Raw genomic sequence first — 23,980 nt, forward strand, 5'->3', positions numbered from 1 at the left:
TCGGGAGTCCTTCCTCGTGATGGGGCAGTCAGGGCGCCGCGTCCCCGCTGTGGGGGCCGGAGTCGGGAATGAACAGGCGTGCCGGGAAGGCGACGGTCCACCGCCGCTGCCGCCCTTCGATGCTCGTGTACTCCTCAAGGTGATCCAGGTCGTCGGGGCGCAGTGTGCGGAGTACCTCGGCGGGGACGGCAGAGGGGTACAGCACGCTGGTGAAGTGGAGGGCGTGATGGGCGATGTGGCCCGCGCCGACCTCCCGTACCCGGTCCGTGAACTCCTGCCAGGCGTCGGCCGTGAAGCTCTCCGCGACGAGGGCCACGTCCAGGAACTTGCTGAGCGGGAGAGCCAGGGGCGCGCCGGTGCGACGGGGCGCGGTCGCCTTCTCGTGCAGCAGGGCACACAGGTCGAGGAGGCCGTCCGCGCGGCCGAGGACGGAGGTCTCCGTCCCGCACACGAATGCCGGATCGAGACGCGAGAGAAGAGTTGTCGCGGGCAGTGACAGTCCGGTGCGCTCTTCGAAGACCTGATGGTAGACATCGATGTGGAATTCTGCCGTACTCGGGCGGACTCCGGGCTTGAGGAATGTCATCTGGAGATGCTCTGCGGACGGTCCGGATTGTTCCCCGGATTCCCCGGATTCCCCGGAATTCGCGGGGACTTGGGGGCCGGGAGGTGCTTCCCGGGTGTATCCGAGACGTTCCAGGACACGTTGGGCCCGGGGAATGTCGGCCGGGTTGAGGAAGAGGTCGAGATCGCCGATCAGGCGAATGCCGATGTCGTGGTAGACGCTATTCACCAGTGCGAATCCTCGGCGTACGGCGTGCGGTACGCCGTCCGTCGCCAGTTCCCGCAGCACACGTCCGAATTCATCGGAGAGCGTCTGGTTCCGAATGCGGTTCCCCACCAGGGAATTGGTGAAGAGCCAGGGTTCGGGAATGGCGGCGCCGTCGGCTCCGGCCCGTTCCCAGCCGAACCGGTCGACGTGCCGTCCGAGCAGGGGCAGCAGTCGGTGGCGGCCGGCCTCGTGGAGGAAGGCGCCCCAGTCCAGGTCGTCCTGGGTCATGAGAGCCCGGGCCCGGGCCCGGCAGGCGGTGTCCGGGGCGGACTCGGCCAGGAGCAGCAGCAGCCGGGCGTGCGGAGGGAGGCTTGCGTCCGCAGCGGGCTGATCACTGCCGTGGTGCTCGGGGGCGTTGATGGTGCTCTTCATGGGTGTTCTCGCGTCGCCGTTTCGTGAGCAGGAGGTGGGGCGAGGGCAGGAGGTGGGGCGAGGCAGGAGGGTGGGTCGGCCGGGGCCCTCCGGGGGCATCGGGTTTCCGGAGGCCCCGGCCCACACGGCGACCGGGGACGGGCCGCCGGGCCACCCGACGGTCGGACCGCCGGACCGCCCGACTGCCCGACCGCCGAGCCCCCGGACCGACCGCCGGGCCGGCCGCCGCGCCGCCGCTCACGCCGTTCGGCGCAGGCCCAGTTCTGGTTCGAGCGTCATGTAGACGCCGCCGATGGCCGTGTCCGGTGTCTCCGGGAGCTTCTCCTTGTGGGTGTTGTGGTTGGAGATCGGGGCGGGGGAGCCGCCGTCGTCACCGCGGAGCCTGGCGGCGAGCCGCTCGTAGGCGCCCTCGGTGGTGACGTCGACGAGGTCCTCGGTACCGGCGATGATGTTGAGGAACGCGTCGTGCAGGCGCAGGCCCTTGCGGTCCTCGCGGGTGAGCGTCTGGGCCTTGTAGAAGTGGCTCTCCTTGCCGCGGTAGCTCTCGTAGAAGACGGAGACGAGGAGCAGGAGGCGCTCGTAGGCCTGGCGGTAGGCGGTCTGGAAGAACGCCTGGCACTCTTCCTCGGGAAGCTCGCCCTGAAGAATCGAGGAAATGGTGGCGGCGGCCAGCATGCCGCTGAAGGTGGCCAGGTGGACGCCGGTGGACAGCAGCGGGTCGAGGAAGCAGGCCGCGTCGCCGATGAGGAAGTAACCGGGGCCCGTGAAGGAGTCGGCGACGTAGGAGTAGTCGGTCTCGCTCTTCACCTCGGAGACGAGGTCGGCGGGCTTGGTCAGCGCGGCGAGCTGCGGGCAGGACGCGATGGCGTCCAGGTAGACGGCCTCGCGGCCGCCGAGGCGCTTGTGGTCGGCCACATAGCCGTCCTTGCCGGTGACCAGGCCGATGCTCAAGGTGCCGTCGTGCAGCGGGATGGCCCACAGCCAGCCGTTCTCCCGGCTGAAGACGGCGATGGCGCCCTCGGGGCCGAGGCCGAGCGGCGGGGTGTTCTTCCAGTAGCCCCACACGGCGAGGTTGCGGAAGACGTCGTGGAAGCGTCGGTTGTCGAGCTGCCGCGAGCCGAGGACGCCGTTGCGCCCGGAGGCGTCCACGACGATGTCGAAGGAGACGGTGCCGCTCTCGGATTCGTCACCGGACCGAGTCCAGGTCGCGGAGGTGGCGCGGCCCTCCGCGAAGTGCACCTCCTTGACGCTGACACCTTCGTGCACCGCGACGCCCTCGGATTTGGCGTGCTCCAGGAGGATCTGGTCGAACTCGGAGCGGATGACCTGCCAGCTGTGGTTGTCCTCGCCGGGGAGGTGGTTGAACGGGAGGTCCCACTCCTCGTTGCCCCAGGCGTAGTAGGAGCCGTCCTTGCGGGTGAAGCCGTGCGCCTCCACCTTGTCCCTGACGCCGAGCACCTCCATGGCCCGGAAGCAGGATATGGAGAGGGATTCACCGATGTGGTAGCGCGGAAAGTGCTCGCGCTCAAGCAGTGTGACCGTGTAACCGCGCTTGCTCAGCAGAGTGGAAACCGTCGCACCGGCGGGGCCGCCGCCGATGACGAGTACCTGGCAGTCCGCAATGTCGCCCGCGTTCGTGGCCATAAAGGCAGCCAGCCTTCCTTAGGGTTTGGTGCGCTGAGAGGTATTCAATGGACAGCGAATGCAGGATGCATTCAGCGATAGCAGCAGCAATTACCGTGGATTCGGTGCGGATCCCGTCGTAGCAGGCGGGCCGCGTGTGCTGCATGTGCCGCACCGGAGGCGGGCAGCTGCGTCGTCCGCGGACGACGCGGGGCATCAGGGTGTCCGCGCCCCCGGAACGCATTCCCCGCTGCTGTTCCGGGCCGGACCGGGTAGTGCCGGTCCGGCCGGGGCGATACGAAGAACTTGCCGCAGTGAGCGGACCGCGTCAAGAGCCGATCATCACGGCCGGCTGGAGAGTCGGCAACTCCGGTGCGGACACACCGGGTTCATGCCCCGATGAGGCTCCCGAAAATCACCGGGAGGACAACAAGATTCAGTCAGCACTGATAAATGGACGAAGGGGTGCGCACCGGGGGTTGTCCGGCGCCCGGACCGGCTGCCGCGCTCGTCGGTGTCCTTGATCAACACCGGTTCGTCGGCCTAGGGTTGTTGAACCACCGACCTAACGGCCGGACCGCGATGCACGAGAGGGAGAGCTTCGACATGTGCTCGCTGAGACTCGCGAACTGAGTCCCGTCCCCACGCTGTTGACCGCACCGGTTTCGCCCAAGGACGTCACCAGCTGACCGCGGGCGCGGCTTCGCACGGCCGTCCGTCCTTCCCGTGACCGCCCGACCGGCTCCGACGCCACCCTGTTTCACCTTCGGACCCCTTTTCCGGGTTCCGTCGCCGTCCACTGCCGTCGCCGTACCACCGCTTCCGCGGAGCGCGGAGCGCCATGGCAGTGTCCCTGCCGTCCCGGGCGGGAGCGCCTCTTGCGCCCTCCCGAAAGTCCGGGGACGACGGCGGTGTGACGCGGCCGGGCACCGTCGTCCCGGTCGGCACGGCGGACCCTTTCCCTCCGGGATGTGCCACGGCCCTGCCCGGCCGGGCCGACTGCACGCGCGGCTACCAGGAGCACTACATGATCTTCACCCTTGTCGGCGCCGACGGAGCGGGAAAGTCCTCCGTCTCGCGGACGGTCACCGAACGTCTGTCGGCCCTGGGCCTGCCGGTCGAACGCGTCGACCGGTGGGACATCGTCGACAACCCCGCCTACCCCGCCGCCCGTTTCATGCGCCCCGACGTTCCCGACGCACGGCAGTGCGTCGCCGAGATGCCCGTGGGGCCCCGCTTCCTCTTCCTCATGTGGTCCATCGGCATGGCCCTGGAGGGCCGGACACCCGGACCCGCGCAGCCCGGTGGGCACCCGGCGTCCGACCCCGTCACCCTGCTGGACGGCTACTGGATGAAGCACGCCGCGTGCGAGATCGTCTACGGACTCGACCGGACATGGGTGGAGGCCGTCGTGGCCGGGCTCCCGTCCGCCGGATCCGTGACCTACCTCCGGGTGGACCCCGAACTCACCTGGGAGCGCAAGGCAGGCCGGGACGTTCTGCCGTACGAGTGCGGTATGGATCCGTCCTGCTCCCGGGAGAGCTTCGTGGCCCACCAGCGCAGTGTGGTCGCCGTTCTCGACACCTGGGCCGAACGCTTCGGGTGGCTGACGCTCGACGCGTCCGCGCCCCTTGAGGAGGTCGCGGCCCAGGTCTCCTCGCTCGTCCTCGACACCACCGGCGGCGGCCCCGCACGCTTCTCCGGCGCGCCCGGGACGGCGGCCCGGTGACGCCCGCGGACCGGGACCCCGCCCCGGGCGCGCCACCCATCGTCGCGGTCACAGCGGCGGGAGTCCCGTCCCCGGCAAGCGCGGCGACGACCACTTCGGCCACGAGGCCGCGGCACGGGGCGTGACGCCCGCGCTGTCGCACCGGTCCGGGACGCGCGGGCCTCGGTCCGACGGGCGCCACGAGGCCACGGCACAGTGGTGCCGACCACTCGAAGGAGAACGAGAAGATGAGCGAGAACGTGCAAACCCTCAGCGGAGACACGTCCCTGAACCTGCGTGAGTTCGACACGCCGCCCGCCGATCCCATGGCCCTGCTGCGCGAATGGCTGGACGAGGCCGTGCGCCGCGAGGTGCGGGAGCCGTTCGCCGCGGCGCTGGCCACGGTCGACGAGACGGGCCGGCCGTCGACGCGGATCCTGCTCGTGAAGGATCTCGACGACCGCGGCCTGGTGTTCACCAGCTTCCGCGGCAGCCGCAAGGGCCGCGACCTCGCGGCCCGCCCGGTGGCCTCCATGACGTTCTACTGGCGTGAGACATTGCAGCAGATCACGCTGTCCGGAACGGTGGAGGAACTCACCGCCGAGGAATCCGACGACCTGTTCGCGCGCCGCCCGCTCGCCGCACAGGCGACCACCGCCGTGTCGCGGCAGAGCCGCCCGCTCGACGACGAGGCGGCCTTGCGTGCCCGGGCCCGGGAACTCGTCGAGACCGGCGGCCCCGTGCCGCGGCCCGCCGAGTGGACCGGATACCGGCTCGTCCCGCAGGCCGTCGAGTTCTGGTACGGCAGCCCCGACCGCCTGCACCGCCGCCTCGCCTACGAGTGCTCCGCGCAGAACGCGCACGCCTGGACGCACCAGCGCCTCTACCCCTGACCCGACCGGGGGCGGCATGGAGCCGCCGCCCCCTCCTCACGGCCGTCGTCGGCCCGCCATCCCGCCGACGGGGACGCTCCCCGGACACGTCTCCGTCCCCGCACCCCCAGGGAGCGCAGTGTTCTACGAAATCCGCCGCTACCAGACCCGGCCCGGCCGCCGGGACGCATGGGTGCGGTACATGGAAGAGGTCAATCTCCCCTTCCAGCAGTCCTTGGGCATGGTCGTCACCGGCTCGTTCGTCGACGAGGAGGACCCGGACGGTTACGTCTGGATCCGGCGCTTCGAGAGCGAGGAGCACTGCCAGAAGCTCTGCGACGCGGTCTACGGCAGCGACCGCTGGCAGCGGGAGATGCGGCCGGTCGTCGAGCAGCTGCTGCTCATGGACCGGACCGTGGTGACCCGCGTCCACCCCACTCCGGCCTCGGCCCTGCGCTGACGCCGACGCTCCCTGGCGCTCCTCCGTTGCCCCGGCCGTCTTCCCACCTGCTCGCTCCCTGCCCACCGACCCGCTCCCTGGAGAGGTCTCCGTGTCCGGCACCCCTCTCACCACGTTCTTCCTCCTCGTCGCGGCCGCCATGGGAACGGCGAGGCTCCTCGGGTCCGTGGCCCGCCGGTTGGGTCAGCCCCCGCTCATCGGGGAGATCGTCGCCGGCCTCCTCGCGAGCCCCACCCTGCTGGCGCCCCTCGGCGTCGGCACCCTCATACCCGCCGAGGTCCGTCCCGGGCTGACCGCGCTCGCCGACCTGGGCCTCGCCGCCCTCATGTTCGTCATCGGCTACGAGTTGGACGCCTCCGCACTGCGCGGGCGGCACACGTCCGTGCTCGGTCTGACCGCAGGCTCCATCCTGCTGCCGCTCGTCGCCGGGGGCGCCCTGGCCGTGCCGATGGCTCGGGACTACGCGGCGGGCGACCCGACGGTCTTCGTGGTGTTCGTGGGCGTCGCCCTCTCGATCACGGCGTTCCCCGTCCTCGCGCGCGTTCTCGCCGACCGTGGCCTCACCTCCCGGCCGCTCGGCACCCTCACCCTGGCATCGGCGTCACTGGGCGACCTGATCGCCTGGCTGTGCCTGGCCGCCGTGGCCGCCTGGGCGGGCTCGTCGGGCCAGGCGCGTATCGTCGCGCTCCCCGGCTATCTGCTGCTCCTCCACTTCGCCGTCCGGCCCCTGCTGGCCGCATTGGTCCGCCGGGCGGAGCGCCGGAACATCTCCGGCAGCCACCTCCTGCCCGTGTTCCTCGTCGGGCTCATGGGTTCCTGTGCGGCCACCGAATGGCTCGGCGTCCACTTCGTCTTCGGAGCCTTCGCCTTCGGCGCGGTCATGCCACGCGGCCGGTCCGGCGGGATCCTCCCCCAGGCCGAGCAGGGCATGAGCCAGGTCGGGCACCTTCTGCTGCCCCTCTACTTCTTCCTCGCCGGGACCGCCGTCGACCTCTCGGGCTTCGGCGGGGGCGATGCGCTGGCCCTGGCCGCGGTCGTGGGCACGGCGGTGGCCGCCAAGATGGCCGGTGCGTACGCCGGTGCGCGCTGCTGCGGTCTGCCCCACGGCACGGCCCTCCCCGCGGCCGTGCTGATGAACACCCGGGGGCTCACGGAGATCGTGATCGCGGCCGCCGCCCTCGACATGCACATCATCGACCGGGACTTCTACTCCATCATGGTGGTCATGGCCCTACTCACGACCGCCATGACGGGGCCACTGCTGAACCTGCTCGGGGTACCGGCACATACCGGGCGGGGCCACGGCGCGGCCCCTGCGGGGCCGACGTGGGACACGGCCCAGGAGCCGGGGCTGGCGTTCGACAAGAGCTGAGACCCGCGCGGTGGGACGTGAACGCGCCCCGGACCGCTACGAGATGACGAATCACGACAGGATGAAGGACCGACAACTCCCATGAGCCTTTTGTTCACCCCCGGTCAGGTCATCGTCCGGCGAGAGATCCTCGACGGGCGCGAATGGATCGTGTATCCCGTGCAGGTGGCGGGGGACGACGGCGTCACCCTTGCCACGTATCTGCACCGCGGGACCCGGCTCACCTTCGGCGGCGGCGAGTTCCGCTGGGGCGTCCACCCGTGGGCGGCCTTCGAACCCCACTGGCAGTCGGAGGGGGTGCTGCAACTCCAGCGCACCGGTGACGCCTACTCGGTCTGGGCCCGCTGGTCGGACGGGCAGTTCGAGGGCTGGTACGTCAACTTCCAGGAGCCGCTGCGCCGCACCGGGCGGGGCTACGACACCCTCGACCAGGAGCTGGACCTGTGGATACCCGGGGACGGCTCACCGTACCGCTGGAAGGACGTCGAGGAGTTCGAGGAACGCGAGCGCAGCGGCGGATTCACCGCGGAGGAGGCCGCGGGGGTGCGCGCGGCGGCCCGGGAGGTCGAGGCGCTGATCCTCTCCGGGGCCTGCTGGTGGGAGGAGTGGCGGGACTGGACCCCGCCCGTGGAATGGAACGTGCCGGCCCCCGTGGCCCTGGAGGGGGCGGGGACCGGCACGCCGGTGCGCTGAGTTCGCGGATTACGCCTACGCGCCCCTGTTCCTGACGTGTGCCCGGTGCCGGTCCCGGGTGCCGGGCGTCGGCACGGAGCCGGGTGCGGCCCGCCGCGCGGCCGCACCCGGGGGTTCAGCGGGACGCGGGCGCGACGGCGTCCGTGAGCCGGGCGATCGCATCGGCGCAGGCGTGGGCGAGCTCCTCCGCCGTGCCGGGGGCGTAGGCCGCTTCCGCGAGCCGCCAGTTGAAGCCGACCTTCCCGCCCTCGAGGTTGACCCGAAGCTCGATGGGCCGGAACGGCTCCTTCAGCGGCGACTTGGGCAGGCCCAGCCGGGTGGTGACCGGGGTGAAGGCGGCCATGGGCGGCAGGTCCGTCAGGCCGCGCCCCTGGTAGTGCAGGAAGACCTGCGGGCGGGGCAGCGCGGCCATCCGCGCGCGGACCTGCGGGTCGGCGCTGCTGTGGCGCAGGGGCCCCCAGGTCTCCTCGAAGGAACGCAGCCGGAGGACCTGCGCGCGCAGCGAGGCGAGCCGGCCGAGGGGACCGGCGTCCAGGGGAGTGGTCAGCACATGCGGGACGACCTCGGCGAGCCAGCCCACCGTGGAGCTGATGTCCCCCGCGCCGGGGCGCGGCCAGCGGCCGTGGCGGAAGAGGTCGAAGGAGACGGTCGGGCTGCTGCCGCAGGCGGCGAGTCCCTCGGCGACGCCCGCGAGGATCAGTTCCTCGGTGCTGACGGGTGAGTGGTTGGCCACGGACCGGACCCGCTCGGCGAGCTGCGGCTCCAGGACGAGGTCGGTGCTGCTCAGGTCGGCCTGGACATGTCCGGTGAGCGGCCCCGTGTGCGGCACCTCGCCGACCTCGGACCAGGGCAGCGCGAGCCACTCCCGCTCCGCCTGCCGCGCTGCCGCGGAGCGGGCAAAGGACGTCAGCGTGGCGGAGTGCCGCAGGGCGGACACCGGTGGCTTGTCCAGCGCGTGGGGGCCGTCGGCGTAGAGCCGGTCAAGTTCCTGCGCGATGACCTGCATGCTGAGCGCGTCCACGACCAGGTGGTGGAAGGCGAGCAGCAGCACGTCGCGGGCACCGCCGCGGAACAGGGCGGCGAGGGAGACGGGCCCCTCGGCAAGGTCGACGCGGGCGTAGAGGCCGTCCAGAGCCGCCTCGAACCCGTCGTGCTCCGGGCCGAGTTCGGACTCAAGGAGGGGGAAGGGCGTGTGCACGGCGCGCACGGTGTCGCCGTCGAAACGGGACATCAGCCCGGGATGACGGCGGGCCAGGGCGTCCAGGGCCGCCTGCAACCGGTCCCGGTCGACGCGCTTCTCCGCCTCCAGGGTGATCGGCTCGACGAAGTGCGCCCGGTGGGGCAGGCGGATGCCGAAGAACCAGCCCTGGGAGGGCAGGACCCGTACCGTCTCGTCCGTCGCCTCCGGCGCGGCCTCGCCCGGGGCGTCCGTGCCGAGGTGGCGGGCGAGCGCGGCGACGGTCGGCAGGTCGGTGAGGTCGCGCACGCTCAGGGCGACGCCCGCCGCGCGTGCCCGGCTGACGATCCGGAGGGCGGACAGGCTGTCGCCGCCCATGTCGAAGAAGGCGTCGGTGTCGCGGATGTCGCTGCGCCCGAGCACATCGCCGAAGATCTCGCGCAGCAGTGCCGCGATGTCGGAGTCCGCGGCTGCCGGTGCGGGGTCGTGGGCCCCCGGCAGGGGCAGTTCCCGCAGGGCGGCGCGGTCCACCTTGCCGTGCGGACTGCGGGGCAACGCGGCGGCGGCGAAAAGATGGTGGGGAACCTCGTGGGCGGGCAGCCGTCGGCGGAGGTTCTCGCGCAGCGTCCGCACGTCGCTGCCGCCGGTGAAGACGACGTGGGCGGCAAGGACCGGGGAGTCGGCGGGACCGGCGAGGACGACCGCTGCCTCCTGGACGCCGGGCTCGGCGCGGATCGCCTCCTCGATGCCGCCCAGTTCGACACGGAACCCGCGGATCTTCACCTGGTCGTCGATGCGGCCGAGGTAGTCGACACGGCCGTCGGGGCGCATCCGGACGAGGTCGCCGGTGCGGTAGCAGGGGGTGTCCGGGTCGTCGGGCAGGCGGCCGAAGCGCTCCCGCGTGAGGTCGGGGCGCCGGTGGTAGCCGAGGGCCACGCCGATGCCCTTGACGCAGAGTTCACCGGCCTCGCCGGGGCCCACGGGCCGGTCCCCGTCGAGGACGGCGAGCGTGACGCCGCGGGCCGGGCGGCCGATGGTGATGTCGTCCGGGTCGACCTTCTCGCAGGTGGCGTAGATGGTGGTTTCCGTGGGCCCGTAGATGTTCCACAGGGTGCAGTCGGCGGTGAGTCCCCGAGCGGTGGCGGGCGGCAGGACCTCGCCCCCGGCGATCAGGGTCATACCGGGGCGGGGGTGCCACCCGGCGCCGAGCATCGCCCCGAACATCGAGGGGGTGCCCATGAGGAACGTGATGTCGCGCTCCTCGATCCACCGGCTGAGCAGCTCCGGGTCGCGGGCCACCGCGCGGGGCGGCAGGTGGAGCGTCCCGCCCGCGGTGAGCGGCAGGAACATCTCCAGGACGGCGAAGTCGAAGGCGACCGAGGCGAGGGCGAGGACGGAGTCCCCGGGGCCGAAGCCGAAGCTGTCGGCGGCGTGCTCCAGGATGTTGCCGACGCTGCGGTGGGCCAGCACGGCACCCTTGGGACGGCCCGTGGAGCCCGAGGTGTAGATGACGTAGGCGGCACCGTCGGGCGCGGTCACCGGGCGCTCGAAGGGCCCCTGGGCGTCGGCGTCGGCGGGGATCACGGGCGCGCCCCAGGCGGCGGCCGTGCCGGGGTCGTCGCTGACGACCGCCGCGGGCCCGGCGTCCTCGGCGACGAAGCGCAGCCGGTCCGCGGGGTACTCGGGGTCGAGCGGCACGTAGACCGCCCCGCTGCGCAGCACGGCGAGCGCGGCGGCGACGAGGTTCATCCGGCGCCCGACATGCACGGCGACCCGGTCCCCCGGCCGCACATGGGGGGCGAGGGCCACGGCAAGGGCGTCGGCGCGGTCGGACAACTGCCGGTAGGTCCAGGACCCTTCCTCGTCGCTGACGGCGACGGTGTCGGGGGTGGCGGCGACGTGCCGGTCGACGAGTTCGTGCACCGGCGGGGTCGCACTACGGGGGAAATCCATCCACGTGTTCTTTCTTCAGGAGGTGTGACGGGTCGGCTCGGGCCGGGGGGCCTCCTCGCGGGCGGCGGCGCTCAGCGCGACCAGGCGGCCGCCGAGAAGGCCCAGGACGGCGAAGCAGCCGCCGAGCACCAGCCAGCCCGCCGCACCGTGCTCGATGACCAGCCAGGTCAGCAGGCCGGGACCGACGGCCTGCCGCAGGCCCTTGCGGAACGCGAAGACGCCCTGGTACTCGGCCTGCCGACCGGGGGGCGGAAGATCGTAGGAGAGCTGAAGGGCGCTGGCCACCTGGTACAGCTCGCCGACGGCGAGTACCAGCGCCGAGACCACCAGGGCCGTGACGGGCAGCGCGACGCCCGGAACGGCGGAGAGTGCCGCCGCGCAGCAGGAGACGGCGAGGAGTATCCCTCCGCGCACCTGCATCGCAGCCGCCCTCGCCAGGGTGTCGATGCGCCGCCCCACCCGCACCTGGGTGGCGATGATGACGACGGTGTTGAGGATGAGCAGGATCGCGTTGAGCCAGGACGGGGCCCTGGTGGACGTGACGATCCACAGGGGCACGATGACGGTGACGACGACCTGGTGCATCTCCAGGGCGCCGTTCACCAGGGTCAGCAGCAGAAAGCGCACATCGCCGAGGGCCCGCCCGGTGCGCCGGGAGCCGGGTGCCGGGGGCGGTTCGGCCTCCCGCGGCGGGCGCAGCCGGAGCGTCAGCACGGCGCAGCACGCATGGGCGCAGGCGTTGCCGAGGAAGACACCGAGGAACGCCTCTCGGGTCCCGGCCAGCAGGGCGAGGGCGGCGAGCCCGGAGCCCACGATGAAGCCGACATTGAGCACGCTCCGCATCTGCGCGCGCAGCAGGCTCGCCCTGGTGCCCTGGGACAGCGCGTGGACCAGGGTGGCGCGCAGCGGCTCCGCCGCGCCCTCGCCGATGGAGATGCCGCAGGCCAGCAGAAGGAACGCCGGGTAGGAGTCGACGGTGCCGTAGAGGACGAAGAGCAGCGCGGTGCCCGCGTAGGTGAGGGCGAGCGGCACACGGGTGCCGAACCGGCCGACGGCGGCGCCCGCCAGGGTGCTGGCGAGCGCGCCGCACACGCCCGCGATGCTCAGGCCGATGCCGACCTGACTGCTGCTCAGTCCGGCGACACCCGTGAGGAACAGGGCGCTGGAGCTGAGGAACGCGCCCAGGCCCAGGGACTGGACGAAGGTGAGCAGGGCGAGTTGCCGGCCGGGCCCCGGGCCGGGGATCTGCTCCCCGGCCCAGGTGCGCAGGCCGTCGTACGGGCTCCGGGAGGAGAACGCCACGCGGCTCAGCCCTCCAGCTTCTGCCAGGCCCCGAGCTGCTGCAGTTCGAAGATGTCGCTGACCGGGGCGATCGCCTCCTCCAACTCGACGGAGCTGCCGGTCTCGTAGATGGTGCGGTAGGCCGTCCGCAGCGAGGTGATCGTCGCGCGCAGCCCCTGGTTGGCGTAGATGACGGTCGACACGCCTGCGCGCTCGACCTCGTCGATGTGCCAGTCGGGGTACGTGGTGGGGACGACGACCACGGGGCGCCGGTTCTCCCAGCCGCGCAGGAACTCCTCGATCTGGTCGCGGCTCTTCATCTTGGAGTGGATGAGGACGGCGTCGGCGCCCGCGTCCGCGTAGGCGTGGCAGCGGCGCAGCGCCTCGTCCACGCCGAGGCCGCTGATGAGGGCCTCGGTGCGGGCGATGACGAAGAAGTCGTCGGTGCTCTGCACGCTCTTCGCGGTCCGGATCTTCGAGGCGAAGACATCGGTGTCGAGGAGGGTGTGGTCGTGCGCGGCGAAGCTGTTCATCTTGGGGAACAGCTTGTCCTCGATGGCCACGGCGGTGATCCCGGCGGCCTCGTACTCGAGCACCATATGGGCCACGTTGAGGTTGTTGCCGTAGCCGGTGTCGCAGTCGGCGACCACGGGGATGTGGAGCGCCTTCTGCATGTTGGCGGCGCTCTCCAGGTACTCCGTCATCGTGAGGACGCTGGCGTCGGGCAGGCAGCGGGCGGCGGAGACCTCCAGGCTGGAGGCCCATACGGCGTCGAATCCCGCGTTCTGGGCGAGTACGGCACCGATGGCGTCGTGGGCTCCCGCCACGCGGACGATGCCGTCACGCTCGACGAGGCTGCGGAAGGTGGGGCTCTGGGTCCGAAGCATGGTGTTCCCTAGGGTGTGGGGGTCAGGCGGGCGAGCGCTCGAGCACGTGCTGCCAGAAGGGCGTCAGCCAGGTGAGGATGTCCTGCATGACGTGGTGGTCCTGCTGCGGGCGCAGTGCTCCCAGCTGGAAGAACATGACGCCCTCACTGGGCGGGCCCAGGAAGGTCAGGCGGCGGTCGGCCGTCCCCGCCGCGTTCAGCGGGTGGAAGCCCGTGTCCAGATCGAGGCCGCCGGGCTCGAACGGCGGCTCCGAGCCGTCGCCCGGGTTGCTCCACTTGCGGACGAGGCCGCGGCGCAGCAGATTCGGGTACAGCGGGGCGGTGTCCGCGGCGGGGTCGAAGGCGTGCACCTTCGCTTCGACGAGGACGTCGAAGGAGCGTTCCGTGCCGGTGTGCGGGCCGGTGGCGTGCCACTGGTCGCCCTCGCCCCGGACACGGGCGTCGGGGCCGGTGTCCACGTCGACGAGGCCACACTTGATCAGGGCGAGGATCTTCTCCATCACATCGAGCGCGGCGCCGTTGGCCAGGCGGTTGTGGTGCCGCATGAACAGGTCCAGGAAGGAGCGGTGCGACGAGGGGGTCAGACCGCCGAAGTCGACGGCGTGACCGAGTACCGGGCGCAGGTCGCGCCAGACGCCGTCAGCCGCGGCCTTGGCCGGATTGGTGAGGTTGTCCTGGGCGGCCCACAGATGGTCCTTCTCCATGAAGGCGACCATGGCCGCGCGGTAGGCCTCGGGGGACGTCCACTCGGTGGCGGGGACGGGGCGGATGGTCTCCTGCCAGGAGAAGCGGTGCCCCGCGACGCGCTTGGCGTGCCGCCATGGCGATTCCTCGGCCGCGACGGCCGCGGCGAGTTCGGCCGGGGTGGCGGCGAGGGCGGTCATGCGCTCCGCCTGCTCCGGGCCGAACACCACGGTCAGGAAGCGGTGCAGGGCGGCGGTCACGGAGGGGTCGAGGTCCTCGGCGGGGGCGTCCGAGGTGCCGCTGAGCAGCCCGTCGAGGACGGACTCCATCGCGGTCACCGCGGTGCGCAGCGGCGCCACCAGGGCCTCCGTGGCCGCCTCGGCGCCGAGGCCGGCCGTCTCCCCGTCGAGGAAGGCGGCGTAGGCCGCCTCGCTGACGCGGGCCAGTTCGTCGGCCGCGTCGGCGCCCAGCAGGGTCTTGTAGTACAGGTGGTGCATCTCCAGGACCACGAGCGGGAACACATGGCTCTCGAAGTCGAGTTGGCGCTGCTCGCGGGTGCCCAGGGTGACCGGGACGCCCGCCGACTTGCGCAGCCGGTCGACGGCCTCCTCGGTGAGGAAGCGGCCGCGGTGCTCGTAGGTGGCGAGGTCCACCTCCTTGGCGTTGTAGGGGCGGGCGAAGGTGAACAGCCCCGAACCGCTGAAGCAGACGATGGAGCGGGGTTCGCGCCCGGAGGGGACGTAGCTGAGGCCGCCCCCGTCGGCGGGGACGAACTGGCCGCCGCGGCCCTCCGTCAGATAGAGGATGACGTCGAAGGTCGTGAGGCCCATGCCCACGCAGCCGACGGCCTGACCGGGTGTCACACTGCTTTCGGACAGGTGGGCTTCGAGAGGGTAGGCGCTGGAGATGAACCGTGCGGCGCTCTGCTCCGCGAATTCGTGCCAGGGGCGCTGGCGCGGGGTGCGGGCGGGGTCGTTGACGGAGTGGCCGGTGACCATGAGGACGTGGTCGACCTCCAGGGGCTCCGCGCCGTCGCTCACCAGGCGCAGATGGGTCCCCAGGTCGACCACGTCGGTGACTTCCGCCTGCCGCAGTTGCACGCTCACCCCGGGATGGGCCTCCAGCATGTCCCGGTAGCGGGCGAACTGGTCCTTCAGGGCGAGGCCGTGGACGTAGCGCTTGGGCCAGTCCTCGGCGGCGAGGTCGAGCGCCGGGTCGCCGGTCTCCTCGAACCTGCGCCGGCACCACTCCAGCAGCGTCGGCCGTTGCCCGGCGGTGAGGAGGGGGCCCGCGCCGGTCACGGACTCGTCGGCGGCGAAGGCCACTTGGCCGACGATCCGGTTGAGGAAGCTGACCTTGGGCTGGTCCGCGCTGTGCACCTCGCCATCGCCGAACCGGCCGGTGCGGTCGAAGACATGGATGTCGAGGGCGAGCGGCCCGTCGTGGGCGGACACCATCGCGGCGAGCCGCTCCATGGTGTAGGTGCAGCTGGGGCCGCCGCCGACGAAGGCGAGGCGGAGGCGGGGCGGAGGGGCGGTGGTCACGAGGCGACCCCCGCCGCGCCGAGCTTGTCGAGCACGCGGTCGAGCGCGGCCAGGAAGACATCGGGCACCTCGGCGGCGAGCTGGCCCATGTTGGCGACGCGGAACACGTTGCCGACCCGCTCCTGCACGCCGTAGATGACGAAACCCTCGTCCTTCAGGGCGTCGTGCAGGTCGGCGTAGCGCACACCGTCGGGTACATGGACGTTGGTGACGCTGGTGCTCATGTGTTCCTCGGGGAGGAGGAAGGCGAGGCCGCGCTCGGCGAATCCGGCCCGCAGGCGCCGGGCGAACTCGCTGTAGCGCGTGATGCGGCTGTCGACGCCCTCGGCCAGCATGAGGTCCAGCGCCTCCTCGAAGGCGTACATCACCTGGACGGCGGGGGTGAACAGGGGGGCGCCGACCTTGTCCTGGGCGATGTAGTGGCCGTGCAGGTCCAGGTAGAACGTCCGGGTCGGGACGTCCGCGAGAGCCTCCAGGCGGTCCCGGCGGGCGCACACGAAACTGACGCCCGGCAGACCCTCCAGGCATTTGTTGGCCGTGCCCACGAGCCAGTCGACGTGGTCGGCGGCCATGTCGAACTCCTCGGCACCGACGCTGCTGATGCCGTCGACGAGGAGGGACCGGCCGTGGCGGGCCACGACGGCACCGATCTCCCGGAGCGGATTGAGCATGCCGGTGCTGGTCTCGTGGTGCACCATGCCGACGTGGGTGATCTCCGGGTCGGCGGCGAGTACGGCATCGACCGCGGCCGGGTCCATCGGATTCATCCAGCCGAACTCCAAGTGGTGTTCGGGGATTCCGTGGACGGTCACGATGCGGTGGATCCGCTCGCCGTAGTTGCCGTTGTCCAGGACGAGGATCTTTCCGTCGCGCGGGACGACGGAGGACACGGCCGCCTCCAGCGCGGCGGTGCCGGAACCGGCCAGCAGCACGCTGGTGTACGTCTCGTCGCCCCCGCAGACGGCGGTGGCCTTGGCACGGGTGCGCCGCATCAGCGCGGCGGCCTCGGGTTCGCGGTGGCACACATCCGGATACGTCATGGCGGCGCGGACACGCTCGTGCACGTTGACGGGACCGGGATTGAGGAGGACGGCGGCGGGTGGCTGAAAAGTCGGCTCAAAACCGCCTGCGGGTTTGATGGCTTCCATGATTTCTCCTAAAGGGAAAGCAATGCCTTCCGGGAACATGCGGAGGGGGGAATACCAGGACCGTTTTTCGGACATGAGGAAGTGTCAATTCACCGGTCTTGGGGGGCGGGCGACGCAGACGTCGCGGCGGGCCCGGAACATCGGGCGGCGGACGGGTCGCACCCCGTCCTCGCTCTCTCGTCGGAGACTATGCGCGCGTGATCGCAAGCGTCAAGGAGGTGAATTTTTGGCTGCGACTTGCACAGTGGCGTGGATGTATTGCCGTAGATGGCCTTTATGTCCCTGTCTGTCCCCTGGATGTCTGCGCCTTGGTTGCAGCAGTGGTTCGTCTCGCCGGGGGCGCTTTTGTGAGCCGACCCGGTGGCGGGTGTGCCGCTCCCGGGGAGCCTCCCGGCCTGCCCGGGCTCTCGCTCCAGGAGTTCGGTGAACCGGCGGCGATCCCATGCAACTTGCCTCTATGGCACATGCATCCAACTGCCGTTGACGGATTCCGATCGGATTTGATCTACTCGGCGAACGGGCCGATCCGCTGGGGGTGTTGGGCCCCGGGCGGGGGGTCGTCGAGGAATCGGTAAAAAAATCTCCGGCCGGTGCGGCAATCCCGCACCGAAGGGACAGCGGCCGAATACTCCAGCACACAAAGGAAGACCTCTGCACGTGAAATCGCCATCCCGGTTGGCCCCCGCAACGGTGCGCATCGTCGTGCTCGACCCCATCGACCCGGGCGCTCTGGAGCGGCTGTCCGAGGCCCACGACGTCCAACTCGCCTACCGGACCCCGCAGGAGGAGGTCCCGGCCCGTGTCCGCGACGCGCACATCGTCATCGTGCGCAGCGGGGCGAAGCTCACCGCCGACGCCATCGAGAGCGCCCCCGGGCTCCGCGGCATCGTCCGCGCCGGTGCCGGAACGGACAACATCGCTGTCGACGCGGCCCGCCGGGCCGGTGTGACGGTCTGCAATGTGCCGGGCGGCTCCGCCAACGCCGTCGCCGAACTCGCCCTGGCGCTCTGCCTCGCCGCCGCCCGCAACATCGCGCTGGCAGACCGCCAGCTGCGCCGCGACGAATGGCGCAAACATGACCTGGCGGGCGTCGAACTCACCGGCAAGACCATGGGAGTCGTGGGGTTCGGGAACATCGGCAGCCGTATCGCGGAGCTCGGCAAGGCCCTGGGCATGTCCGTGCTGGTCGGCGTCGGCCGCCCGGACGAGACCCGGCGCAGCCAACTCGCCGAAGAGGGCTACCGGTTGGCCGACCTGCCCGAGCTGCTGGACGCCTCGGACTTCCTCTGCCTGGCCGTCCCCCTCGACGACCGCACCCGCGGGCTCATCGGCGCCGAGGAGCTGCGAGCGATGCGGCCGACCGCGTTCCTGGTCAACGTCTCCCGCGGCGGCGTCGTGGACGAGGGCGCCCTGTACGCCGCCCTCTCCGAGGGTGTCATCTCCGGTGCCGGTGTGGACGTCCACGCCGCCGAGGGCGTGCTGTCGCCCCTCGCCGGTCTGGACAACGTCGTACTCACCCCCCACATCGGCGCCATGTCCGCCGACGCCCAGCGCCGGATCGGTGAGCGCGTGACCGATGCGGTGGAGGCGATACTCTCCGGCGCCCCCGTCATGAACAGGATCTGCTGATGGGACCCGTCGCCCACCCCGTGATGAACGCGGCGGTCCTCACCGCCGACCGCACCATGGAGTACCGGGAGGTGCCCGTGCCCGAAGCGGGCCCCGGTGAACTCCTCGTCCGCGTGGCCGCGTCCGGGATCTGCGGCTCCGATCTGTCCGCCTACCGCGGGCTGCACCCCTACAAGAAGGCGCCGGTCGTCCTCGGCCACGAGTTCTGCGGCAGGGTCGTCGCCACCGGCCCCGGCGTGGACCGCTTCTCGGCCGGCGACCTCGTCTGCTCGTCCGCGTACGCCTCCTGTGACACCTGTCCGCCGTGCCGCACCGGGGCGACCCATCTGTGCCGCAACCGCACCAACCTCAGCCACCTCGGCTGGGAGGGCTCCTTCGCGGAACTGGTCCTGCTGCGCGAGAACATGACGTACCGACTGCCCGCGGGCCTCGACCACGAGGCCGGTGCCATGGTGGAGCCGCTGTCCATCGGCCTGCACGCCATGCGCCTGGCCGACGCCACCGGCGGCCCGGCCGTCACCGTCCTCGGTACCGGCACGATCGGCCTGGCGTGCGTCGTCGCCGCCCGCCGCCTGGGCTTCGGCCCCGTGCACTGCGTCGACCGGGGGCCCGGCAAGGGAGACCTCGCGCGGTCCGTCGGTGCCGACGGCTACGTGGACGTCGACCAGGAGGAACTGCGGCCCGGCAGCGCCGCGTTGACTCCCGGCGGGTCCGACATCACGGTGATCGCCTCCGGCCATCCCGGCGTTGTCACCGACGCGGCCGCGATCACCCGGCCCGGCGGCCAGGTGATCGTCGTCAGCTACTTCGGCGGGCCGCAGGACGTCGACTGGAACAGCCTGGTCTCGGCCGAACTCACCGTGCGGTTCTCCGCCCTGTCGACCGCCGCCGACTTCGAGGAGGTGATCGGCTGGCTGGACCGCGGGGAGGTCGACCCGGTGTCGCTGGTCACCCACCGTTTCCCTCTGCACGATGCGGCAGCCGCGATGCACCTCATGGACGAGGCGGTCGGCACCGTGGGCAAGATTCTGCTACAGGTCGACCGGGAGAGTGAATGAGCACCCAGAAGAACCATGACCTGACCGTCGGCATCATCGGCGGCACCGGCTACGCGGGCGGCGAACTCTGCCGACTGCTCCTGGGCCACCCCCAGGTGGCACGGATCCTGCCGACCTCCCGCGAGGAGAAGAACTTCGAGGAGATCCATCCGAACCTTCTGGGGTCCGGGCTCTCCTTCCTGTCGGCCGACCGGCTCGCGCAGCAGGCGGACGAGCTGGACGTGGTCTTCTTCTCCACGCCCACCGGCGAGGCCATGCGCACGGCCCGGCACTACCTCGACCGCGGCGTCCGGGTGATCGACCTCAGCGCCGACTTCCGCTTCGCGGACCCCGCGGCCTACGAACGCGCCCACGGCCCCCGCCACGAATCCCCGGACCTGCTGAAGGAGGCCGTGTACGGCGTCACCGAGCTGTACCGCGAGAGCATCGCGCAGTCCCGCCTGGTGGCCAACCCCGGCTGCTATGCGATCACCGCCATCCTCGGGCTGACGCCCCTGCTCCAGGGCCCTGCCACGGGCCGTCGCGTCTCCGTCCACGCGGTGAACGGCACCACCGGGGCCGGTGTCACCCCCAAGCGCGCCCTCATGCACGCCGAGGTGGCCGGATCCATGCTCGCCTACAGCCTCGGCGGGCACCGGCACGGGCCCGAGCTGGAGGAGGTGCTCGGCGGTCTCGCCCGCCGCCCCGTCGAGATCGACCTCAATACGACGCACGGCGACTTCGCCCGTGGTATCCACTTGCAGGCCAACGTGGACGTGCCCGAGGGGACGACCCGGGACGATCTCATCGCGCTCTACCAGCAGCACTACGGCGCGGGCGCGGACGGCGAGTACTTCGTCCGCGTCAACGCCCGTGCCGCGCAGGGCGGTCTGAACGTCAAGGACTACTCGCTCTACCCGTCGATCGCCGCGGTGAACGGCTCCAACTTCTGCCACCTCGGCCTGGACGTCGACACCGAGCGCCACATCGCCAAGGTCGTCGCGGTGACGGACAACCTCGTCAAGGGCGCGGCCGGTTCCGCGATCCAGAACATGAACGTCATGCTGGGCATCGACGAGACCACGGGGCTGCGCCATTATGCGCTCTGAGGCCGCCCCGCCCGCTGTGTCCCGCGCGGCGCCCCTTCCGCTCCTGCGGGAGCAGCGGATCTCGGCCGGTGAACGATGGATCTTCTCCGCGGGCTTCAACGTCGGTCCGGGCCTGCCGGACACCACCCGGATCGACTGCGAGGTCCCCGACCTCCTGCGCCTCGTAGGGGCGGGGGCCCGCGTCGCCGTCCTGGCCCACCAGGGCAGCCACCGCGACGGCACCGCGCGGTCCCTGGAGTACGTGGCCGCCCACCTCGGCCGGGTGCTCGGCCACGAGGTCGGATACCACCCCGGGTCCACCGGGGACGGGGCCGTCGAGCGGGCTCGCGGGCTGCGGGACGGCGAGGTGGTGCTCTTCGGCAACACCCGGCAGCACGCCGGGGAGGAGGCCGACGACCCAGAGCTGGCCCGGCAGTTCGCGCTCCTCGGCGACCGCGTCGCCGTCGGCGGCTTCTCCAAGGCCCACCGGGTGAACGCCTCGAACACCGGCATCCTGCGCCACCGGCCCGGGTGGGCGGCCGACAGCCTGCTCACCGAGACCGAGGCCCTGGCCCCCTGGGCGGGCCGCGCGCCCGGCACGCGCTCCCTCGCCGTCCTCGGCGGCGTCAAGCCGGAGAAGACCCTCATCGGCCTGCGCCGCCTGACCGAGACCTACGACGTCGTCGTACCCGGCGGCGTCGTGCTGAACACGCTGCTGCGCGTCCTCGGCCACGAGATAGGGCGCTCGGAGATGGGGCAGAGCCCCGGCAAGTGCGCCGAGGCCGCCACCCGCGTCCTGTCCGGCTGCCGCGCGGAGATCCACCTCCCCGAGCGGCTCGTCGTCCGCGGGCCCGACGGCGCGGCCCGCACCGTCGACCTCGCCGACGGCGTCCCCTCCGACTGCGCGATCGTGGACTTCGAACTGCCGGCGCGCACCCGGGAGTCGCTGCGTCGGTTGCGCGAACACGGTGGCCGGGCGCTCATGGCGGGAACCCCGTGCCGCTGGACCGACGGCTTCGGCGCCGCCGCCCGCCCCCTGCTCGACGCCTTCGCCGCGCCGGCCGTGCGGGCCCTGCTGCTCGGCGGTGACACCGTGGCCGAACTGCCCTGGGACGGGCCGGTGTCGGGCGGGGGAGGGTCGGCTCTCCAGTACCTCGCGGACGGTACCTGCGCGGTGTTCGACGCCCTGCGGTCCCAGCACTCCACCGAAAGGACGACGACACCGTGATCATCGACCTGAGCATTCCCACCACCGTGCGCTTCGGTCGGGGCCGCCTGGCCGAACTGGGCGCGATCACCGCGGAGCGGGGCCGTGACGCCCTCCTCGTGTGCGGCCGGACCTCGGCCCGTCGGCATGGACACCTGGCCGCCGCCCTGTCCTCCCTCACCGACGCCGGGGTGCGCGTCACCGTCTTCGACGAGGTCTCGCCCGACCCCCGGGCGCACGAGATCGACGCCGCGGTCGCGCAGGCCCGTGCCGCGGGCTGCGACGTGGTGGTCGGCCTCGGCGGCGGCAGCGCACTCGACGCGGCCAAGGCGGTGGCCGTGAGTCTGCGCCACGGCCCCTGTGGCCCGCTCGTCGGCCGCACCCTGGAGCGGGTCGCGGATCCGGTTCCGGTCGTCGCGGTCCCGACCACGGCGGGCAGCGGGGCCGAGGTCACCAAGGGGGCGATCATCACCGACACGGACCGCGACCTCAAGGCGGGGATCCGCGGTGACGACCTCTTCCCCGCCGTCGCCCTGATCGACCCCGCCCTGCTGCGCAGCGTCCCCGCGCGGGTCGCGGCGGAGAGCGGGTTCGACGCGCTGGCCCACGCGGTCGAGGGATACGTGGCCCGGCGCTCCAACGTGATGACCCGGCACCACGCGGAGTGGGCGCTCGGTCTGCTGGGCCGCCACCTGCCCCGGGCCGTTGCCGGAGACCTCTCCGACGAGGTGCTCGACGACATGGCGCTGGCCGCTCTGCTCGGCGGCCTGAACGTCGCGAACGCCAGCACCTGTCTGCCGCATCGCGTGCAGCAGGCCATGGGGGCGGTACCGCGCCTGCGCATCTCGCACGGCCGAGGGCTGGCGGCCGTCTATCCCGCCTGGCTGGATCTGACCTACGCGCATGCCCCCGCGGCCTTCGACCGGATCGGCGAGCTGCTCGGCGGCCCCGACGCCGGTCTGGCCCTCGGCCGGATCATGGAGAGCACGGGCGTCCGGGAGGGCCTGGACGCGCACGGCTTCACGGCGGCCGATCTGGAGACGGTCGCGGCGTCGGTGGTCGGCAACACGGCGAACGACCCGAACCCTTCGGTGGACGACACCGCCGTCAAGGCCATCCTGGAGGGCTCACTGGTGTGACCACCGGCCCCGCCCGCCCAACGGGCCGGTCTCGTACGGGTTCTGCGCGACGGCGGGTCCGGCACCGGGGATCTGCTGCGCCTGAGGGATCCCTCCGGAGGTGACGGGGCCTGTCGTGCGCGGCGCACGACAGGCCCCGTGGCCCCTGCGGGCGCGGTCGCCGCCGGGCCGGTCAGCCCGCGGCCAGTTCCTCCGCGACGGCGGCGGCGAACGTGTCCACGTCCTCCTCGGTGGTGTCGTAGGACGTCATCCACCGCACCTCGCCGGACTGCTCGTCCCACACATAGAAGCGGAAGCGTTTCTGCAGGCGCTCGGTCACCGGCGCGGGGAGCACCGCGAAGATCTGGTTGGCCTGCACCGGACGCGGGATCGAGAGCCCGGGCAGATCGCGCACCGCCGTGTACAGCCGCTGGGTCATCGCGTTGGCGTGGGCGGCCGAGCGCAGCCAGAGATCGCCGCCGAACAGCGCCTCGAACTGGACCGACAGAAAGCGCATCTTCGAGATCAGCTGCATGCTCGACTTGCGGATGTGGGGCATGCCCCGCACCGACTCCGGGTTGAGGACGACGACCGCCTCCCCGAACAGCATGCCGTTCTTGGTGCCGCCGAGGGACAGCACATCGACGCCCGCCTCGGTGGTCATGGCCGACAGCGGTACGCCGAGGGTGGCGGCCGCGTTGGCCAGCCGGGCCCCGTCGAGGTGCACCAGCAGGCCCAGCCCGTGGGCGTGGTCGCACAGGGCGCGGATCTCCTCGGGGGTGTAACAGGTGCCCACCTCGGTGGACTGGGTGATCGAAAGGACCCGGGGGTGTGCCCGGTGCTCGTCGTCGAAGCCCCACGCCTGCCGGTCGACCAGCTCGGGGGTGAGCTTGCCGTCCCAGGTCGGCACGGTGAGCAGCTTGATTCCGGCGACCTTCTCCGGCGCCCCGCACTCGTCCACGTTGATGTGCGCCGACTCCGCGCAGACCACCGCGTCCCAGCGGCGCGTCATGGCCTGGAGGGCGACGACGTTCGCGCCGGTGCCGTTGACCACGGGGTAGGTCTGGGCTGTGGGGCCGAAGTGCGCCCGGAAGACCTCCTGGAGACGCTCGGTGTAGAGGTCGTCGCCGTAGCTGGTCTGGTGGCCGCCGTTGGCCGTGGCGATGGCCTCGAGTATCTCGGGATGCACGCCCGCGTAGTTGTCGCTGGCGAAGCCTCGGGCCTCGGGGTCGTGCCGTCGTGTCACGGTCATGATGCTGGTTCATTCCCAACGTGTGGTGCGGTGGACCGGTGGAG

General features: G+C 71.7%; 18 protein-coding genes. 10 read left to right on the plus strand and 8 right to left on the minus strand.

Annotated elements, in window-relative coordinates; all coding sequences use genetic code 11:
• Positions 1-28 precede the first annotated feature (28 nt).
• Together ACIHAA_RS04730 and ACIHAA_RS04735 are read right to left on the minus strand one after the other, a co-directional pair.
• The gene (locus ACIHAA_RS04730; RefSeq protein ID WP_399813068.1) at positions 29-1,204 is read right to left on the minus strand and encodes a nucleotidyltransferase family protein; all 1,176 of its coding nucleotides are present in this window, start codon (positions 1,202-1,204) and stop codon (positions 29-31) included.
• Between the two features lie 237 nt (positions 1,205-1,441).
• Complete coding sequence (locus tag ACIHAA_RS04735) at positions 1,442-2,848, minus strand: NAD(P)/FAD-dependent oxidoreductase (protein WP_399813070.1); 1,407 nt, start codon at positions 2,846-2,848, stop codon at positions 1,442-1,444.
• A 1,006-nt stretch (positions 2,849-3,854) separates the two neighbouring features.
• Here ACIHAA_RS04735 and ACIHAA_RS04740 point away from each other — a divergent pair.
• From ACIHAA_RS04740 to ACIHAA_RS04760, 5 genes are all read left to right on the plus strand, one after another.
• The gene (locus ACIHAA_RS04740) at positions 3,855-4,556 is read left to right on the plus strand and encodes a thymidylate kinase (RefSeq protein WP_399813072.1); all 702 of its coding nucleotides are present in this window, start codon (positions 3,855-3,857) and stop codon (positions 4,554-4,556) included.
• A gap of 227 nt (positions 4,557-4,783) precedes the next feature.
• Positions 4,784-5,428 (plus strand): phenazine biosynthesis FMN-dependent oxidase PhzG, encoded by a 645-nt coding sequence (gene phzG / locus ACIHAA_RS04745; RefSeq protein ID WP_399813074.1) that lies wholly within the window; start codon positions 4,784-4,786, stop codon positions 5,426-5,428.
• Between the two features lie 118 nt (positions 5,429-5,546).
• Complete coding sequence (locus ACIHAA_RS04750; protein WP_399813076.1) at positions 5,547-5,867, plus strand: NIPSNAP family protein; 321 nt, start codon at positions 5,547-5,549, stop codon at positions 5,865-5,867.
• 91 nt (positions 5,868-5,958) lie between these two features.
• Positions 5,959-7,239, plus strand: a complete 1,281-nt coding sequence (locus ACIHAA_RS04755; protein ID WP_399813079.1) for a cation:proton antiporter — start codon at positions 5,959-5,961, stop codon at positions 7,237-7,239.
• A gap of 81 nt (positions 7,240-7,320) precedes the next feature.
• Positions 7,321-7,932, plus strand: a complete 612-nt coding sequence (locus ACIHAA_RS04760; protein WP_399813081.1) for a DUF402 domain-containing protein — start codon at positions 7,321-7,323, stop codon at positions 7,930-7,932.
• 115 nt (positions 7,933-8,047) lie between these two features.
• Here the strand turns inward: ACIHAA_RS04760 and ACIHAA_RS04765 are convergent, their stop codons facing one another.
• The 5 genes from ACIHAA_RS04765 to ACIHAA_RS04785 are packed head-to-tail and all read right to left on the minus strand — an operon-like array spanning position 8,048 to position 16,605.
• Positions 8,048-11,062, minus strand: coding sequence for an amino acid adenylation domain-containing protein (locus tag ACIHAA_RS04765; protein WP_399813083.1), 3,015 nt, complete (start codon positions 11,060-11,062; stop codon positions 8,048-8,050).
• Positions 11,063-11,077: 15 nt separating this feature from the next.
• Complete coding sequence (locus tag ACIHAA_RS04770; RefSeq protein WP_399813086.1) at positions 11,078-12,364, minus strand: MFS transporter; 1,287 nt, start codon at positions 12,362-12,364, stop codon at positions 11,078-11,080.
• 5 nt (positions 12,365-12,369) lie between these two features.
• Positions 12,370-13,230: an isocitrate lyase/phosphoenolpyruvate mutase family protein gene (locus ACIHAA_RS04775; protein WP_399813089.1), complete on the minus strand. Its 861-nt coding sequence runs from the start codon at positions 13,228-13,230 to the stop codon at positions 12,370-12,372.
• A gap of 22 nt (positions 13,231-13,252) precedes the next feature.
• A complete protein-coding gene (locus tag ACIHAA_RS04780) occupies positions 13,253-15,457 on the minus strand; it encodes an FAD/NAD(P)-binding protein (RefSeq protein ID WP_399813091.1) in 2,205 nt (734 codons plus the stop codon).
• A complete protein-coding gene (locus ACIHAA_RS04785) occupies positions 15,454-16,605 on the minus strand; it encodes a 2-aminoethylphosphonate aminotransferase (RefSeq protein ID WP_399813093.1) in 1,152 nt (383 codons plus the stop codon). Before ACIHAA_RS04785 ends, ACIHAA_RS04780 begins: the two co-directional genes overlap by 4 nt.
• 657 nt (positions 16,606-17,262) lie before the next feature.
• Between ACIHAA_RS04785 and ACIHAA_RS04790 the strand changes: the two genes are divergently transcribed.
• Genes ACIHAA_RS04790 through ACIHAA_RS04810 form a run of 5 tightly spaced genes read left to right on the plus strand, consistent with a single transcriptional unit; the run spans position 17,263 to position 22,705 of the window.
• Positions 17,263-18,234 carry an NAD(P)-dependent oxidoreductase gene (locus tag ACIHAA_RS04790; protein ID WP_399813095.1) on the plus strand — a complete coding sequence of 324 codons (972 nt, stop codon included), beginning with the start codon at positions 17,263-17,265 and terminating at the stop codon, positions 18,232-18,234.
• A complete protein-coding gene (locus ACIHAA_RS04795) occupies positions 18,234-19,292 on the plus strand; it encodes a zinc-binding dehydrogenase (RefSeq protein WP_399813097.1) in 1,059 nt (352 codons plus the stop codon). Before ACIHAA_RS04790 ends, ACIHAA_RS04795 begins: the two co-directional genes overlap by 1 nt.
• Positions 19,289-20,380, plus strand: a complete 1,092-nt coding sequence (gene argC, locus ACIHAA_RS04800; protein ID WP_399813100.1) for an N-acetyl-gamma-glutamyl-phosphate reductase — start codon at positions 19,289-19,291, stop codon at positions 20,378-20,380. Before ACIHAA_RS04795 ends, argC begins: the two co-directional genes overlap by 4 nt.
• Positions 20,370-21,587, plus strand: coding sequence for a phosphoglycerate kinase (gene pgk / locus ACIHAA_RS04805; protein ID WP_399813103.1), 1,218 nt, complete (start codon positions 20,370-20,372; stop codon positions 21,585-21,587). The genes argC and pgk overlap by 11 nt, the downstream gene beginning before the upstream one ends.
• Entirely contained in the window at positions 21,584-22,705 is a 1,122-nt protein-coding gene (locus ACIHAA_RS04810) for an iron-containing alcohol dehydrogenase (RefSeq protein WP_399813105.1), read from the plus strand. The genes pgk and ACIHAA_RS04810 overlap by 4 nt, the downstream gene beginning before the upstream one ends.
• A 172-nt stretch (positions 22,706-22,877) precedes the next feature.
• Here ACIHAA_RS04810 and ACIHAA_RS04815 read toward each other — a convergent pair whose 3' ends face one another.
• Positions 22,878-23,936 carry a threonine aldolase family protein gene (locus ACIHAA_RS04815; RefSeq protein WP_399813108.1) on the minus strand — a complete coding sequence of 353 codons (1,059 nt, stop codon included), beginning with the start codon at positions 23,934-23,936 and terminating at the stop codon, positions 22,878-22,880.
• Positions 23,937-23,980 lie beyond the last annotated feature (44 nt).

The organism is Streptomyces sp. NPDC052040 (assembly GCF_044548405.1).
Classification (GTDB): domain Bacteria; phylum Actinomycetota; class Actinomycetes; order Streptomycetales; family Streptomycetaceae; genus Streptomyces.

Bases quoted from the DNA above. Each gene is read 5' to 3' on its own strand.
- ACIHAA_RS04795 (WP_399813097.1), top strand. From the start codon at position 18,234: ATGGGACCCGTCGCCCACCCCGTGATGAACGCGGCGGTCCTCACCGCC.
- ACIHAA_RS04765 (WP_399813083.1), bottom strand. From the start codon at position 11,062: ATGGATTTCCCCCGTAGTGCGACCCCGCCGGTGCACGAACTCGTCGAC.
- ACIHAA_RS04815 (WP_399813108.1), bottom strand. From the start codon at position 23,936: ATGACCGTGACACGACGGCACGACCCCGAGGCCCGAGGCTTCGCCAGC.
- argC (WP_399813100.1), top strand. From the start codon at position 19,289: ATGAGCACCCAGAAGAACCATGACCTGACCGTCGGCATCATCGGCGGC.
- ACIHAA_RS04785 (WP_399813093.1), bottom strand. From the start codon at position 16,605: ATGGAAGCCATCAAACCCGCAGGCGGTTTTGAGCCGACTTTTCAGCCA.
- phzG (WP_399813074.1), top strand. From the start codon at position 4,784: ATGAGCGAGAACGTGCAAACCCTCAGCGGAGACACGTCCCTGAACCTG.
- ACIHAA_RS04740 (WP_399813072.1), top strand. From the start codon at position 3,855: ATGATCTTCACCCTTGTCGGCGCCGACGGAGCGGGAAAGTCCTCCGTC.
- ACIHAA_RS04735 (WP_399813070.1), bottom strand. From the start codon at position 2,848: ATGGCCACGAACGCGGGCGACATTGCGGACTGCCAGGTACTCGTCATC.
- ACIHAA_RS04730 (WP_399813068.1), bottom strand. From the start codon at position 1,204: ATGAAGAGCACCATCAACGCCCCCGAGCACCACGGCAGTGATCAGCCC.
- ACIHAA_RS04775 (WP_399813089.1), bottom strand. From the start codon at position 13,230: ATGCTTCGGACCCAGAGCCCCACCTTCCGCAGCCTCGTCGAGCGTGAC.
- ACIHAA_RS04760 (WP_399813081.1), top strand. From the start codon at position 7,321: ATGAGCCTTTTGTTCACCCCCGGTCAGGTCATCGTCCGGCGAGAGATC.
- pgk (WP_399813103.1), top strand. From the start codon at position 20,370: ATGCGCTCTGAGGCCGCCCCGCCCGCTGTGTCCCGCGCGGCGCCCCTT.